Below are 14675 nucleotides of genomic sequence, written 5' to 3' on the forward strand. Positions count from 1 at the left end.
AAATGGCTAGTTGGTAGTGGGAGGCTACCACGGTAATAGCTAACAACACCCCCATGACAGCAGTGCACCAACAGCGGTCTAATGAGACGGACACGCACCAAGAGTCAGAACCATATGCAGTGGTGGTTGCCACAAAACGAGAGGACATAGTAGTCGTTCTGCGTGGGTTATCGGCTGACCGAGCGGAACGAATCACTACTCGAAAAAATCGAGAGATGAACGGGGAATCTTCGATTCACGCGTTACCAGAAACGGAATTGAGGGGAACGAACTACAACGACCACCAAATAGTCACATCGTTGTAGTTCAGGTCTGTTGAGCCCGTAGTGGGCATAAAACCCCTCGGGGCTTGACCCCGAGGCTTTCACGTGGACTCCTGTTCTAGCCGCTAAGAGCGGTAGGCGAATGTTCGCCATTCGCGTTCAGCGCCCCGTGATTCAATCGCACATCTGTGACATCCTCCCTGCCGTAAACGGCGGGATTCTCTCCTCGTAGAAAGATAGGAGATTCCTATATATTCACTGATGCTCGAGGAGATCGTCTTTTGTGATTGCTTCGGCATCGCGTTCGGCAGCACGCATCGCCGCATCATCGACTATCCCAACGATATCCGCTGCACTGCGATCCGCTGTTTGTTCTGCAAGCGTTTCAAAATCCTCTTCATCGAGATTCGATGGTAATTCACGGAGTCGAACACGGAAAATTAGCTTCCGTGCCTCCTTGTCAGGAAGACCAACCTCGTATTGCTGATCAAAGCGACCGCGACGAGTCGCAGCTTCATCAAGCAAATCCGCGCGGTTCGTCGCCGCGATGAGCAGAAAACTCGGATCGTCATCGTCCAAGTGCGCCAGAAACTCGTTGACGACTTGAGCATGCTCACGGTGAAGATCGTTTCCACGACCAGCAAGGAGTGCATCGATCTCGTCGACGAAGATGACACAGCGGTCGAACTGCGCGGCCTCATTGAACAACTGATTGACTTGCTCGGTGGATTCGTTTACCCAGCGGCTTTTGATATCGCCAGCGCTCAGCTCGAGATATGGATGGCCGAGTTCACCAGCAATCGCCCGGGCGAAGTGCGTTTTCCCCGTGCCAGGAGGGCCATATAGGAGGATGCCGTTTGGTGGCGAGACATTGAATCGTTCGTAGGCGGCATCAGTGTGGGAGAGCGGGCGAAGAACCGACCGCATAATATTGCGTTTGAGGGTGTCCATGCCACCGACATCGCGAAACGTCGTGGTAGGTGCGGACTCCCAATTAAATGTGAGATCTGATTGAATGTCCGTCATCGCCTCTTTGTTGCGATTCTGGTGCTGACTCTGCTCTTGTTCTTTTCTGGGTTGCCTCTCCTGTTGGCTACGATCTCGGGATTGTGCTCGCTTTTTCTTTGTTTCTCTGGAGAGGTCCTCATCGGATCCCAGCATTACTGAAAAGCTCGTCAACTGTATCGGAATGCATGCTATCCAACTAAGACCCATTAGCCATGGATCGTCGAGCATTGGCGCAACACGGAAGAGTTGCAAGACTCCTGCAAGCTGTGGGGAAAGATGGGCCCAGAGCGGAAGAAACCACACACCAGTCAACAAAATTAGTCCAGTAATCTCTCCAAGAACCCATCCAGTATCTATCTCTTGGATATCCAACTGAATTGCTTGCCATGTGAGATCATAAATTGTAGCGGCGATATAGGTTGGAAGGGTCCAGATAGCAAATATAGCAAGAATCGCTGGAATGAGTATACCAGCGGTTGAGGTCAGTTCGCCTGCGATTACTAATAATCCAATTGGGATAAGTAAATAGCACGCCAGGGCAACCAGTGTAGAGATTGTAATTCTGAGAAGTCTCTTTGGAGCGTGTGAGGAGTTGTTCTGCGCTGCGGTGGACGTTATCTTTTCTGGACCGTCCATGAGTTATCTACTATTTCTCCCTGATAAATGCGTTCTGCCATCTGAGTTATTTTGAGCTGTGCCTCTCTCGGGATGAGCCGGTCCATTCGTTCAGCGTGCTTTGGTTCGCTTTTGATCCATTCTCAGATGGATCTATCACTGGGTTCTCACGATAATGCCTGAGACCAGCTTCTGCCCAATCGAGAGGGGAGCGGTCAAGATTTCGCAATGCGAAATTTGTGCCAACACGAGCATCGTTTGCAGCACGCTTTCCACCGCTCTTTGCTCGCTTCCCTTGTCTCTTCACGAATTCAGCCTTTTGTTCCATCTTAGGCCCTTCAATTCTGGACCCAGCATGACTTTTAACGCTTCCAACAGTCGAGCTGGCTTTACCGACGCCTTCACTAACAGATCCACCTGTGAGACGCTGATCAAGAGAACCCATCTTAGACCCTGCGTAGCCACCAGCTTGCTTCCCCCCAAACCGAGCCTGCTTCATGATACTCGCACGGCTCGACTCTTGTGACCCACCTGCCGATGCCGACGACCGACTTCGAGATGTCCGCTTCCGCCGACTGCGTATCCGACCAGGAACAAAGCCTGAGGACATGGCTGTTTTCAAGCCATAGATCGCCGGTGCGACCAAGCCGATTAACCAGAAGAGGAACGACTCAAGAACATCGTTAAACGAACCGGGGTTAGACCCTGCAGTGGCCGCTGCTTGCGTTGTTGCACCGGAGCCAGTGATACCCATCGCCGTCGCACCCACAAACATGAGCGCGGCCATGAAAATACCTGCAAGCAAGAGCGAGAGCGTCGCATTGATGAACATCTTCGCGGCTTTCGCCGAGTCCTCGAATGGCCCGAAGTCGAGATAGAGCATCACCGCCAGAATCGGCAAGGTCACAAACATCGCTACGAAGAGGAACTCCCGAATCACCAGCATCGCAAACAACAGGAGGATTCCAGCAATCGAAGTTACACTCAAAATCACCATACCGACCGCGACCACACCTGCTGAAGCGGCTGCGCCTTCCATCCCGGTTCTGAGCATTTCGGTCCCGAATGCACCATAGCTATCGGGATAGATGTAGGCGATGACGGCGTTCACGAGCAAAAGACCGAAATGCATGAGCTGGCGACCAACGGCAACAAAGATAATCGCCTTGAGCGCCTTCCAAACAAGGATTACACTATCCACATCGGCTTTCTTTGAAAATGGCTGTGACGCAAAGCCAGCCATCACGACAACCGCGAGTAACTGGGGAAAAATACCTAGTAAGTGGTCAAACGCCTGGAGGTACTGCGGTTCGGTATATGGGCTATCAAAGACCAGGAAGGTATACACGCCGCCCGACATCAGCAGTCCAACAAAGCCCATGAGTTTGGCCATGAGCCACGTGAACAGATCCCCGATCCATCCCGTGAATCCGGCAGCAAGAACGAATGTTGTCATCTCTGCCGGAAGAGGTGGAACTCCGACTGTAAGCTTAGGAATCGCAACTGGGACACTGTGAGCGAAGGAGGCACCGGATGTTCGAAGAACATTGGGAATCATTGGGTGTCAAAAAGATGGTGTTTGCTTGTATATCGTTGCTGTCCCGTAAAAATATTTTCTTAGATATTCTGAATTATTATCGGCGGAGATAGTGGAAGGGAAGATAGAACAACACAAACGCGATGATAGCCACGAACCCCTTACTCAGTGCCACCAGTGCGCTGTAGATGTTGAACGGTGTTGGTGCAAATCGGATCTGATTGTGCGATGGGGTGTAGTAGAGTCCTCGTGAGTTGTTGGTGACACCGCGAAACGTGGCCTCGACAGCATTCTCATCACGCGTGACGACAGCAACACCGTTGCTGTTGGTGATGACACGACCCTGGACAGCCCCGTGAAGATAGATCGATTGATTCGTAATCGGATTCCCGGTCCGTGCATCAGTGAGTTCGATCTGTACATGCGTCTTATCTCGCTTTGTCAGAGAGAGAGAAACTGGATGCTCTGTCGCAGTTCTCGTTTTCAATGGAATTTCGTCCCCATGGATATCGTAGAGCGCAGCGAGTGGCTGATCGACGTTCGTGATAACCACACGAGTGGACGCCTGGGGTCGAACTGATGAGAGGTTAACGCTCCGCGTGAGTGGGGCAGCCTCCGTGGCAAGCGGAACAGTGCGAACACGTCCAACAGTTGCCGTCGAGGCTGTCTGTGGGGCTGTGCGAGCAATCGCTGGCTTGCTTCGTACGGCGATCAGCTGTTTTTCGAGGACGCCTGGCGGTGGGACTGTTCTCTGTGAGGTCGTGCTGAGTGGCGAAGAGTGATTGCCATGCCTATTGAGCGGCATTGATGGGTGAAAGATATCGAACGATACCGTCGTGTTCGGGCGCTGAGTGCCGATCGTTGCATTCCGGTAGCGATGCTGGGAGTAGACGCCCCACACATTTTGGAGGCGCACCTGCCCCGATTTGAATGACGCGTAACTCCAGTGTCGACGAGTGGTGAATGTCGTTGGCCCGTCCAGATGGAGAACAATTCGTTTGAGTTCGCCATTGTCAGTGATGAGTGTTTGCGTCGCGTTGAGTTGCTGATTCGGTGTGATCACGACGGGTGCTGTATCGCGAACAGTATGTGAACGGACGGTCGTATTCGTGGTCACGTTCCTTTGCTGCCATCCAGAACGCGTCCGGATAGAGACGGTCTTGTGAATGGCCAGCTGTGTCGTAATCGTTCCTTTCACGACCATTGTCGTACGCCCGGTGGCCCGTACATTCGTGTACGTGAGTGGCCGCGATGCTCCTGCTTCGTCTGTGGTTTCCGCAGTTGGCCATACTTGTGTGCCAATCCTGAGTGACCGATTGATCGACTGGCTCGTGATGGAGTAGTTGAGGCAGGTCTTGGTGCCATTCGTGACCGTGCAGGTCTGGTTTGGAAGTACCGTCGAATAATCGAGCGCAGTAAGAATAGTCCCGTTCTGGGGGAGCAAGAAGAGATTGTGTGACGATGTGTTCAGCCGACCGAGACGGGTTTGGGTCCCGTTCTGTGTCCCGAGGATCGTCACATGAGCATTTGTGACGACAGTCCCGTTCGAGCGATTTGAATCAGGAAACCACACGCTCGTCGAGCGATTGTGCGGAAGGTTCTGGAGATTAGTGCGCCGATACTCTGCAAGTGTCTGATTGCGAGCCCCGACTCCATATGACGGCTGGGAGGTCGGATACGTAAAATCACGCGCTGAACTGGCATTAGCTGCCGAGATATTCGGGGACTGGAGAATAGTACGGAGGTCTGGCTGAATGAACGGTGGCAGTGCACCGATGTTGGGATCTGGGTCATCAGAAACGAAAACGTCAGTGGCGTTAGCGCGTCGGGTGGTGGTGACGCCAGTTGCAAACGAACTTAGCAACAGAAGCACCACAACGAGTCCAAGAATCAGGGGCCAAGAACGAGTGTCCGAGAGTGATGGCATTCGTGTTGGAAGCGTGTCTGGGTGATTGTCTACCGGAGATGGATGGGCAGGAGATTAGCGCACGTACGTTAGAAAAACGGTGGGAGGATCATTCCCGGAGCGAGGTTTTCGAAGAGCGTGACGAACACATTATAGCTGACCGAGAGAACGATCATCCCAGCGCCGCCCCAGAGAGCGCGCCAACCCCACTGCGTACGACTCGCGTTCCGTCCGGAGGCAAACCACATCGCTGCGCCAACGAGAAAAACGATGACGCCAACCTGGCCCAGCGTGGTTGCGACGAACTGTTCGATCTGACTGAGCGAGTTGTTGATCTCGCTCTGCTGAGCGGCGGCGATGCCAGTACTGACACTGACCGTGAATAAGACAGTGATCAGATACGTAACTCGATGTCGAAATGGGAGGCGCATACACGATTTCGTTGTTTTTCCCATGATAAAAATCTTAGCCATTATGAATACTATCTTGAATTTTACCCAATGTCACGATGCAATGCAAGCCTCTTTTCAAATTGACCTTCGAATTCCACGCCCTCGACACTATTCGTCTCCCACCAAAGGTGCGCTCTAACCACGAATTGTCCACCTTCGTGAGCACTAATTCTTTACAATATATTATAGCAGGATTTAAGTTTCGGAGATTAGTCACTCCAGTATGACTAATTCAGAATCAGATCAGGACGACTCGGCTGGTACACACGAGAATACGTCCTCTGGTGATTTCGCGTCCTATAATCTTCCGACTGATCTCACCGCCTTTCAGGCACACCTGTTGTGTCTCATCTACCGCTTAGGGCCAGCCGAGGGCGTAGACCTGCAGGAAGCTTTGGAAGATCTGTATCCGGAGCCAATCAATCACGGCCGCTTGTATCCCGGCCTCGATCGACTCGTTGAGAAAGGGCTGATCTCGAAGCAGACGAAAGCAAACGATAAGCGACGGAATGCGTATGCAACCGTTGGACGGGGCGACTGGGCTGTCGAAGAGTATCACCGATTTATGCACGATATTGTGATGTCGGAGTAGTCATCCGACGTCTCTTACTGCTGATCGTTGCTCTCTCGATCGATCTCATCACACTCTGTTATGGGATTTGATTCGAGTAATCGATTTTCAACGTCCGTAACGACGAGAAAGGTACGATCTACACCGTCATCATCGACGCCAACGACCACCGGTGAGACGGATGACTCCCATTAGTATACTATACTAACAAATCCGTTACAGCCGATACAACACATTGTGAGTTCTCCACACAAAATCAGTCGCAGAGACGGCGGGCGTAAATTCCACTATGGAAACAACCATTTCACCAATTATTGGGCTTGTTTCACTCACAAGCGGTCATTGACTTGCTTTAATGGACCGAATAATAATACCTATCTCGCCCATTGTGGGGAATGGCGAGCGTCGGATTCTGGGGAGCGCGGGGAGCACTCTCGGCGCTCGCCTGCCTGTCTGACGACTTTGCCTCTGACATCAGAACCCCTTTCCCGGGGTTTGCACGGTCGTCAAAGGGGGAAAGGAGGGTGGGGTGGGGAGCGCGTAATTAAGGGACCACTCGCGAGTATGTATACCCGTCCAATAGGCTTTTCCCTCTCCGTTACTGCACTTCTCGCGCATAGATTACATTGGGGTGACAGGTATGGCCCACTTTCTGCTAACAGGGAAATACGATGTCCTCATCTGTGACCTACCAGCGACCGAAGGGCTACACCTCTACAGTGCCATCCATGCGACGCGGTCGCTGGTTATCCCAGTGGAACCCACCGCAAAGGGCCGGGATGCCGTCGAGGACCTCGAATCACTCGTGGCGGGGCTCGAAAGTCAACTTGGGCTCGATGTTGGCGTCCTCGCACCACTCCCGATTGGATTTAAGAACACGCGTGATCAGCGGAATCCTTGACTAAATCGATTACCCGATTCCAGAGGTCATCGGAGAGCGCGCGTCACTGATGGAAGGGTGCTGGATGCAGAATGTTCGGCATTTACCTACGTCCGCGAGCACCGCGACCGTCGTCGCGACTACGAACTCGAAACACTGGCGCAATTCGACCCTGTTGCACGGCAGCTTGAAAGTCAAGTCGGACTCGAAGCCCCAAACTCCCCAGAGCCGGGCGATCTTGATCACGAGGTGGTGACCGCATGACGGGAATGAAAGAAGGTGCAGGCGAAAGTCCCTTCGCAGAGGATACTTCGTCGACAGAGACAGAGAATGAACCGAATGACCAGCTGGACAGCACTGATGAGATGACGGCTACGAACAGCGGCACCGAGACGAGCGACACGACCAGTTCAAAACAGCCAGCACGACAACAATCCATGCAAATACCGTACAAGTTCCGACGCGTCGGTCTCCAACATGGCGCGTCGCGTTTCGGGAACGTCGAAAGCGGCGACAACGTAGCCATCCGAGTAGAGTACTCCACCCACGCCGAACCAGTCTTGAAAGTCATCGAAGGCACTTGGTTCGCCGGTCAACGGAGTCAAGTCACCACCAGTCGGGTCGATACGCTCACCGAAATCGAGCGGGACCGAAGACTCACCCTCGGCGAGACCGACGCGCTCCCACGTTACCGTCGCACCGCCCGCGAACGCTGACTGAAACCGTTGGCAGTCGTCGGGTGTTCGTTCGCCCGTGGCGTAAGCTGATTCACTCCCGTTCGGAAACAGCCACCCAGTCTCGACGCCACGTCGTTGATACTGGAACTGACCGACCACGTCCCACTCAGTCGGCGTAAACGATTCCTCGAGTGCTGGTACGTTCGCCGCGTTCGTGTTCAAACCCCCCTCTTTGGCGGTTACAGGTCCGACCGCGGCCAGCGCGGCGGCCCCTGCGACTGATTGTGTAAACGCCCGCCGAGTGAGTTCCGGCTCCGTCACTTCTCCCTTCGAATGACTGCTATTCTCTGCCACAGTATTTTAATTCTATCACACATAAAAATATTACCGAAAATAAAGCTAATTTCGTACTGTCGGAGAAGTTATTCACCACTGTTGTATTCCCTGTCGCTCGTGGAAATACCCATAGTGACTAGCCTACTGTTCAGGAATGAAGAACACGCCGGCATCTTCGTCTATGTCACCCCCAAACAGGATCGCCAACACGAAGAGCAAGCCAACAACTGCCAGCACCGTTCTGATAGCCAAAGCGACTGTTTTTCCCATACCTGCTGACTTCTACACGTCTGGGATAAGCTTTCTGGAACAAGTAATATGGGAGGTTAGAAACCCGTGGTACCGTCGAGGAGATGGTCTTCGACGACGTTCTCGTCGAGTTCGATGCCGAGGCCGGGAGCTTCCGGGACCTCGATGTATCCGTCCTGGATGAGGGGCTCGTCGCGGACGAGGAGGTCGTCCCACCACTTCACCTCCAGGGCGTGGTATTCCAAGACATCGAAATTTGGGACTGCGGCGCCTAGGTGGACGCACGCCATCGTCCCGACGGGGCTACACACGTTGTGCGGGGACATCGGGATGTAGTTTTCCTCCGCACGGTCAGCGACCCGCATTGTCTCCGCGAGCCCGCCGACTGTCGTTGGGTCGGGGGTGACGACGTCCACGCCGTGTTCGTAAATGAGGTCGGTGAGTTCGAACACGCGGAAACGGTTTTCCCCGGTTGCAACCGGAGTACGGGTGGCACGGGTCACTTCAATCTGGGCGTCCATGTTCTCTGGAGGGACGAGATCTTCGAGCCACATGAGATCGTATTCTTCGAGTTCGTAGGCGAGGCGTTTCGCGCTCTCGACGGAGTAATCCCAATGACAGTCGAACGCGAGGTCGATATCGTAGCCAATCTCCTCGCGGACGGCCTCGACGATCTCGCGTTTCTCCCGGATGGCGGCGTTAGTGAGGCGGCCGTTGTAAGGGTCGGGGTCGTTGTCCTCGGGGAGGTCGAGGTCGAACTTCAGCGCGCTGAATCCCATGTCGACGACGCGGCGGGCTTCGTTGGCGTACGCCTCCGGCGAGTACGCGTCGGCTTTAGCGTAGGCGGTCGCACCGTCCTCGACGGCGTACGCTTCGCCGGCGTGGCAGTCACAGTAGATGCGAACCTTATCACGGTATTTCGACCCGAGGAGCTGGTAGACAGGGAGATCGAGGAGCTTCCCGGCGACGTCCCAGAGTGCGACCTCGATGCCAGAGGCGGCGGTGACGACCTTGCCGGTGGTGCCGCCGTGCCCGCTCATCTCCTGGAAGATGTAGCGGACGAGACGTTCGACGTCGAGAGGGTTCTCTCCAATGAGAAAGCGTTTGGTGTACTCGACGAGTTCGGGGATGCCGCCGCCCCGGTAGGACTCGCCGATGCCGGTGACGCCAGCGTCCGTCTCGATCTTGATGAGATTCCACTCGAAGTTGCCTTCGACGACGGCGGTCGTGATATCAGTGATCTGTACGTCGCGGCCTTCGCCGCGGTTGGTCGCGTGGTTAGAGAAATCTCTCATGCGTTGAACTCGTGGAAGGTGATTTCGTGGAGGGAGACATCGTGGGCGGCGAAGTGCGCGATTTTTATGACGTCCTCGCGGCCGCTCGTCGAACGGACGTGCGTGAAGGCGTGGTCTCGATAGGCGAGTGTCTGTTTGGAAAACGACACTGACGAGTCGGGAAGAATATCGACCGGGTACGACTCCACGTCGGCGACTTCCATGCTGGACCGCTGGTGTCTACCATCAAAAATGACCGTGTATGGGCAACCCTTTCCGGTGGGCGTGGGTTACTGCTTGTCGGCGCGAGTGCGATACACATGGAATTTCCCGACCGCACGGATATCGAACGCCTCCTCGACCCGGTGTCGCTACCCTCGTTTGCCCGTGTCCGCTACGGTCCCGATATGGAGACTGTTACCGACGTAGCGGCGGCGACACAAGATGAACTGGCTGGCCTCGATCTCACAGGACTCGACCAAGGGGCGACTGTCGCGGTTGGCCTCGGAAGTCGCGGCATTCACGCGATCGACGACATCGCGGCCGCGGCGGTCGAGTTCCTCGATGGTGCCGGGTTCGACCCGGTCATCGTCCCCGCGATGGGGAGTCACGGCGGCGCAACTGCGGAGGGGCAGCGCGAAGTGTTGGAGGCACTCGGCATCACAGAGGAGCAAGTAGGTGCACCCATCGACGCCCGGATGGCCGCCGAGCAGGTTGGGGAGGTTACCGTTGGCGAGACTACGACGCCGGTCTACGTCTCAACGGCAGCGCTAGAGGCCGACGGCGTGCTCGTGGTGAACCGCGTGAAGCCGCATACGAACTTCACGGGGCGCATCGAGAGCGGACTCTCCAAGATGGCGGTCGTGGGCCTCGGGAAGCAACGCGGCGCGAACGCATTTCACTCCACCGCCATCGCGGAAGGGTACGTGACAACACTGGAAACGATGTTCGACACCATCCGCACCGACACACCGCTTCTTGGCGGAATCGCACTCGTGGAGAACTTCAACGAAGAGACCTCCCACGTCGAGTTCATCCCCACAGACGCGTTCGTGGACCGGGAACCAGCGCTCTTGGAACGGGCGCGCGCTGAGATGGCGATGCTCCCCACCGACGACATCGACCTGCTCGTCGTGGACGAAGTCGGGAAGGAAATCTCGGGTGCAGGGATGGACACGAACGTTATCGGACGGTACCGCGTGTTGAACGCCAATGACCCCGAGAATCCCGACATCAGCCTGATTTACGTGCGGGGGTTAACTGAGCGGACGAAGGGGAACGGGAACGGCATTGGTCTCGCTGACGTCACCCGAACAGCGGCTGTCGATCAACTCAACTTGCGGAAGACATACGCGAATGCGATGACGAGCGGGTCGCTGGAGAAGTCAAAACTCCCCGTGGTGGCACCGAACGACGAACTGGCGTTCCGCGTCGCACTGTCCGCGCTTGGGGGCTATGACCCGACAGACGCGCGTATCGTCCGCATCGAGAACACGCAGAACCTCGCGGAACTGTACGTTTCGGAGGCGGTGGTGGATGATCTCCCGGCGGGCGCAGAGGTCGTAGAGCGCGGTGCGTTCACCTTCCCCGCCGGCGACCTGTCGTTCGACGTTTGCTGACCGACATCGTGTGGGGATTGCCTCTACGAAAACGTTTTCACTCGCCCCTACTCGTGAATTAGTCATGGATTTACAGATAAATGGTAACACGGCGCTCGTCACGGCGTCGTCGAGCGGCCTCGGAAAAGCATCCGCAAAAGCACTCGCCCGCGAAGGCGTCAATGTCGTCATCAACGCCCGTAACCCCGAGAAACTCAATGCGGCGAAAGCCGAAATCGAGACAGTCGCGGCTGGCGACGTCGTCGCACAACCCGGCGACCTCACCGAAGAAGACGACATGAAAGAGCTCGTCCGGACGACCGTAGACGAGTTCGGCGGCCTCGATCACCTCGTGACCAGCGCAGGCGGTCCGCCGTCTGGCTCGTTTCTCGACACCGACGACGAGGACTGGTACGCGGCGTACGACCTGCTTGTGATGAGCGTCGTCCGTCTCGCCCGCGAGGCCCACCCCCACCTGCGCGAGAGCGACCACGGCACGATCGTCAACATTACGTCCCGGAGCGTAAAGGAGTCGCTCGACAACCTTGTGTTGTCGAATTCCGTCCGGATGTCCGTCATCGGCCTGGAAAAGACGCTATCGAAGGAGTTCGCACCCGAGGTACGCGCGAACGCTGTACTCCCCGGACCCCACGAGACTGAACGCATCGAGAACCTCGTGAACGCCGCCGTCGACCGCGGTGACTACGACTCCTATGAGGAAGGCCTCGACGGCTGGGCGGGTAACCCGCTCGAACGCATCGGCGACCCGATGGAGCTTGGGAACACGGTCGCGTTCCTCTCCTCACCGCAGTCCGGCTTCATCAACGGCACCGCCATTCCCATTGATGGCGGTTCTACCGGAGCGAACCTGTGAGACCAGTCAACTTCGACGATGCGGAATCGTACGAACCCGACGAAGGGTGGAGGCGCGTCTCGATAGCGGGGAGCGACCAGTTCAGCTTCGAATGGTTCGAGAAGCCGACCGGCCACTCGTCACCGCTGCACGACCACGAAAACGAGCAAGTTTGCATCTGCCTGCGGGGTGAGTTGACGGTGGCAACTGAGGGCGACTCGGTGACGCTCGGGCAGTACGACTCCGTACTCCTCGAGTCAAACGAACCACACCGCGTCGAGAACACGGGCAACGAACTCGCAGTTGGCCTCGACGTGTTCGCGCCGGGTCGGTCGTTCGACTTCTGGACGGATCGAGAGGACGAATGAAGTATCTCGCACGTAGCGACACCGGCGACCCCCTACTCGGGGATAACAACGGATTCGTGCCGCTCGGCAGCGTCCATCCCGAACTCGACAGCATTCGAAAGGCACTCCCGCTGGCAGCTCAAGGAGAGCTCCGCGACGTCACGGTCGCAACCGCGGAGCCGGTTCCCGCCGAGAATATCTCGTTCGGCCTACCGCTCGCGTCGTTCGGGAAACTCTGGGGAATCGGGTTGAACTACGCGGAGCACGCTGGCGACTTGGATGAAGAACGCCCCGAGGAGCCGGCAAGCTTCATGAAACCCAATTCAGTGCTGACCGGTGCAGGTGGTCCTATCCGACTGCCGCCGCGGGAGCAGAGCGACCGGGTTACCGCGGAGGCCGAGCTCGCGATCGTCGTTGGGCGCGCATGTAACGATGTGAGTGAAGCGGAGGCAGACGACATCATCGCGGGGTACCTCCCAGTCATCGACATGACCGCGGAAGACGTTCTCCAGCGAAATCCCCGGTTTCTCACGCGGGCGAAAAGCTACGACACCTTCCTCGTCGTCGGGGACGTTATCACTGTCCCCGAGGCGGGGTTTGACCTAACGGAGTTGACGGTGACGACCGAAGTGAACGGTGAGGTGGCGGCGGTGAACGTCGTGGATAACATGCTGTTCCCGCCACGAGAGATTGTCTCGTTCCACTCCAAGGTGATGTCGCTGTCGCCGGGCGACCTATTCAGTACGGGGACGCCAGGTGCGGAACCCATCGAGTCGGGTGACGAAGTTCGGGCGACGGTGGAATCGATCGGGTCCGTAAACTCATCAGTCACAAGATAGGTTCTGACGGCGCTCAAATTACACAACCACTATTGTAATAAATATTTGGAAATAACATACATTTTGCCGGAATATATCTGGTTTTTGTTCTAATTATTTAATAATTCTATAGGGAGAAACAGATAGGTTGTTATAGGGTGGCACGCAACAAAGGGGTGTTCATGTCAGGAAACGACATTCGACGACGTACATTTCTGTACGGCGCAGCGACTGCTGGCGTAGTCGGTCTCGCTGGCTGCAATAGCGGCGGTAGCAACAACGGCGGAGAAGGCGGAGACGGAGGCGGCGGAGACGGTGGAGACGGCGGAAGCGGCGGGAACTCCAATATGACCCTCCGAGTGGGTACGTCTGCGGGTGGCACCAAAGACGTCGGCCTCGCGGTCGAACGCGCCGTCAGCCAGAAGAGCGACAAACTCGACTACTCGACGGTCGAGAGTCCAGGCTATATCGGTACGATCTATCGGATGGCACAGGACCAATTCAACGCTGGTATCACCGACAATAACTCCCTGACGAAAGCACTCGACGACCGCGGCCAATTCTCCAAGCAGAGCGTCGACAGCGTCCCCTACTACGGATTCTACGCGTTCCCGTACAGTATCTACATCATCGCCCGCGACGGTACGAACATCAAAACGTTCGACGACCTCGCCGGGAAAAACGTCTACCCCGCGGAACCTGGTTACTCGACCCGGGCGACGACGCTCGACGTCTGGTCACAGAAGCCGACAAAGGGCGTCTACGACAAGATGAACATCCAGAACATGGGTGTTGACTCCGCGCCCGGTGCGATGGAGGAGGGCAGCATTGACGCCACTATTGCCTACGGCACCCCCGGTGTCCGCTACACCGGATTCGTGCGCGAAATCGCCTCCCGCGTTGATGTCCACTACGTCGAACCCACGAAGGCGCTCAAGAAATCCGCAGAGTCCTACTCTGGCGCCGGAACCGGCACCACGAAGTACAGCGATTGGAGCATGGACACCGACATCGGCACCGACGAAGTATTCCACTGGAACCTCGAAGTCAACTACACGTTCAACCCGAGCGCGAGCGCAGACGCCGTGTACGAACTTTGTCGCGTTGTTGACAAACACAACGACGTCGTAAACGAGGGGGAAGAGCAGTTCAACGACTTCGAGTCCACGAGCGACATGCTCGCCTCCGCACGCAAACGTATCCCTGTCCACCCCGGCGCAGTCAAGTACTACAAGGAGAACGACGCCTGGGACGACAGCCTCAAGGAGGGCAAGTAAGTCCCCGGCGGACG

General features: G+C 56.1%; 14 protein-coding genes and 1 pseudogene. 7 read left to right on the forward strand and 8 right to left on the reverse strand.

The window, feature by feature from the left end:
- Positions 1-518 precede the first annotated feature (518 nt).
- From BG842_RS30670 to BG842_RS19025, 4 genes are all read right to left on the reverse strand, one after another.
- A complete protein-coding gene (locus BG842_RS30670) occupies positions 519-1907 on the reverse strand; it encodes a 26S protease regulatory subunit (RefSeq protein WP_217493346.1) in 1389 nt (462 codons plus the stop codon).
- Between the two features lie 46 nt (positions 1908-1953).
- Positions 1954-3342: a hypothetical protein gene (locus BG842_RS19015; RefSeq protein WP_083252639.1), complete on the reverse strand. Its 1389-nt coding sequence runs from the start codon at positions 3340-3342 to the stop codon at positions 1954-1956.
- Positions 3343-3520: 178 nt separating this feature from the next.
- Positions 3521-4627, reverse strand: a complete 1107-nt coding sequence (locus BG842_RS29095; protein WP_139136193.1) for a hypothetical protein — start codon at positions 4625-4627, stop codon at positions 3521-3523.
- Between the two features lie 791 nt (positions 4628-5418).
- Positions 5419-5760, reverse strand: a complete 342-nt coding sequence (locus tag BG842_RS19025; RefSeq protein ID WP_069452023.1) for a hypothetical protein — start codon at positions 5758-5760, stop codon at positions 5419-5421.
- A gap of 244 nt (positions 5761-6004) precedes the next feature.
- Here BG842_RS19025 and BG842_RS19030 point away from each other — a divergent pair, with 244 nt between their 5' ends.
- Positions 6005-6373, forward strand: coding sequence for a helix-turn-helix transcriptional regulator (locus BG842_RS19030; protein ID WP_083252641.1), 369 nt, complete (start codon positions 6005-6007; stop codon positions 6371-6373).
- A gap of 643 nt (positions 6374-7016) precedes the next feature.
- Positions 7017-7496: pseudogene (locus BG842_RS19035) on the forward strand (ParA family protein); the annotation flags it as partial.
- Positions 7497-7642: 146 nt separating this feature from the next.
- Here BG842_RS19035 and BG842_RS19040 read toward each other — a convergent pair.
- From BG842_RS19040 to BG842_RS19050, 4 genes are all read right to left on the reverse strand, one after another.
- A complete protein-coding gene (locus tag BG842_RS19040; protein ID WP_139136194.1) occupies positions 7643-8263 on the reverse strand; it encodes a hypothetical protein in 621 nt (206 codons plus the stop codon).
- A 123-nt stretch (positions 8264-8386) separates the two neighbouring features.
- Positions 8387-8515, reverse strand: coding sequence for a hypothetical protein (locus BG842_RS32590; RefSeq protein WP_256388558.1), 129 nt, complete (start codon positions 8513-8515; stop codon positions 8387-8389).
- 56 nt (positions 8516-8571) lie between these two features.
- Complete coding sequence (locus BG842_RS19045) at positions 8572-9789, reverse strand: mandelate racemase/muconate lactonizing enzyme family protein (protein WP_069452003.1); 1218 nt, start codon at positions 9787-9789, stop codon at positions 8572-8574.
- A complete protein-coding gene (locus tag BG842_RS19050; protein ID WP_069452004.1) occupies positions 9786-9992 on the reverse strand; it encodes a hypothetical protein in 207 nt (68 codons plus the stop codon). The genes BG842_RS19045 and BG842_RS19050 overlap by 4 nt, the downstream gene beginning before the upstream one ends.
- Positions 9993-10088: 96 nt before the next feature.
- On the opposite strand from BG842_RS19050, the gene BG842_RS19055 reads away from it, so the two are divergent.
- From BG842_RS19055 to BG842_RS19075, 5 genes are all read left to right on the forward strand, one after another.
- Positions 10089-11387, forward strand: coding sequence for a DUF362 domain-containing protein (locus BG842_RS19055; protein WP_069452005.1), 1299 nt, complete (start codon positions 10089-10091; stop codon positions 11385-11387).
- A gap of 64 nt (positions 11388-11451) precedes the next feature.
- Entirely contained in the window at positions 11452-12240 is a 789-nt protein-coding gene (locus BG842_RS19060; RefSeq protein WP_069452006.1) for an SDR family oxidoreductase, read from the forward strand.
- The gene (locus tag BG842_RS19065) at positions 12237-12587 is read left to right on the forward strand and encodes a cupin domain-containing protein (protein WP_069452007.1); all 351 of its coding nucleotides are present in this window, start codon (positions 12237-12239) and stop codon (positions 12585-12587) included. Before BG842_RS19060 ends, BG842_RS19065 begins: the two co-directional genes overlap by 4 nt.
- Positions 12584-13405, forward strand: a complete 822-nt coding sequence (locus BG842_RS19070) for a fumarylacetoacetate hydrolase family protein (protein ID WP_069452008.1) — start codon at positions 12584-12586, stop codon at positions 13403-13405. Before BG842_RS19065 ends, BG842_RS19070 begins: the two co-directional genes overlap by 4 nt.
- Positions 13406-13566: 161 nt before the next feature.
- Complete coding sequence (locus tag BG842_RS19075) at positions 13567-14661, forward strand: TAXI family TRAP transporter solute-binding subunit (RefSeq protein ID WP_069450091.1); 1095 nt, start codon at positions 13567-13569, stop codon at positions 14659-14661.
- Positions 14662-14675: the final 14 nt, after the last annotated feature.

It is taken from the genome of Haladaptatus sp. W1, from assembly GCF_001723155.1.
Lineage (GTDB): Archaea > Halobacteriota > Halobacteria > Halobacteriales > Haladaptataceae > Haladaptatus > Haladaptatus paucihalophilus.

Excerpts from the sequence above, each read along its gene's own strand:
- BG842_RS19025 (WP_069452023.1), bottom strand. The coding sequence starts at position 5,760 with ATGCGCCTCCCATTTCGACATCGAGTTACGTATCTGATCACTGTCTTA.
- BG842_RS29095 (WP_139136193.1), bottom strand. The coding sequence starts at position 4,627 with ATGGTCGTGAAAGGAACGATTACGACACAGCTGGCCATTCACAAGACC.
- BG842_RS19030 (WP_083252641.1), top strand. The coding sequence starts at position 6,005 with ATGACTAATTCAGAATCAGATCAGGACGACTCGGCTGGTACACACGAG.
- BG842_RS19055 (WP_069452005.1), top strand. The coding sequence starts at position 10,089 with ATGGAATTTCCCGACCGCACGGATATCGAACGCCTCCTCGACCCGGTG.
- BG842_RS19050 (WP_069452004.1), bottom strand. The coding sequence starts at position 9,992 with ATGGAAGTCGCCGACGTGGAGTCGTACCCGGTCGATATTCTTCCCGAC.
- BG842_RS19015 (WP_083252639.1), bottom strand. The coding sequence starts at position 3,342 with ATGACAACATTCGTTCTTGCTGCCGGATTCACGGGATGGATCGGGGAT.
- BG842_RS19075 (WP_069450091.1), top strand. The coding sequence starts at position 13,567 with ATGTCAGGAAACGACATTCGACGACGTACATTTCTGTACGGCGCAGCG.
- BG842_RS19070 (WP_069452008.1), top strand. The coding sequence starts at position 12,584 with ATGAAGTATCTCGCACGTAGCGACACCGGCGACCCCCTACTCGGGGAT.
- BG842_RS32590 (WP_256388558.1), bottom strand. The coding sequence starts at position 8,515 with ATGGGAAAAACAGTCGCTTTGGCTATCAGAACGGTGCTGGCAGTTGTT.
- BG842_RS30670 (WP_217493346.1), bottom strand. The coding sequence starts at position 1,907 with ATGGACGGTCCAGAAAAGATAACGTCCACCGCAGCGCAGAACAACTCC.
- BG842_RS19045 (WP_069452003.1), bottom strand. The coding sequence starts at position 9,789 with ATGAGAGATTTCTCTAACCACGCGACCAACCGCGGCGAAGGCCGCGAC.
- BG842_RS19060 (WP_069452006.1), top strand. The coding sequence starts at position 11,452 with ATGGATTTACAGATAAATGGTAACACGGCGCTCGTCACGGCGTCGTCG.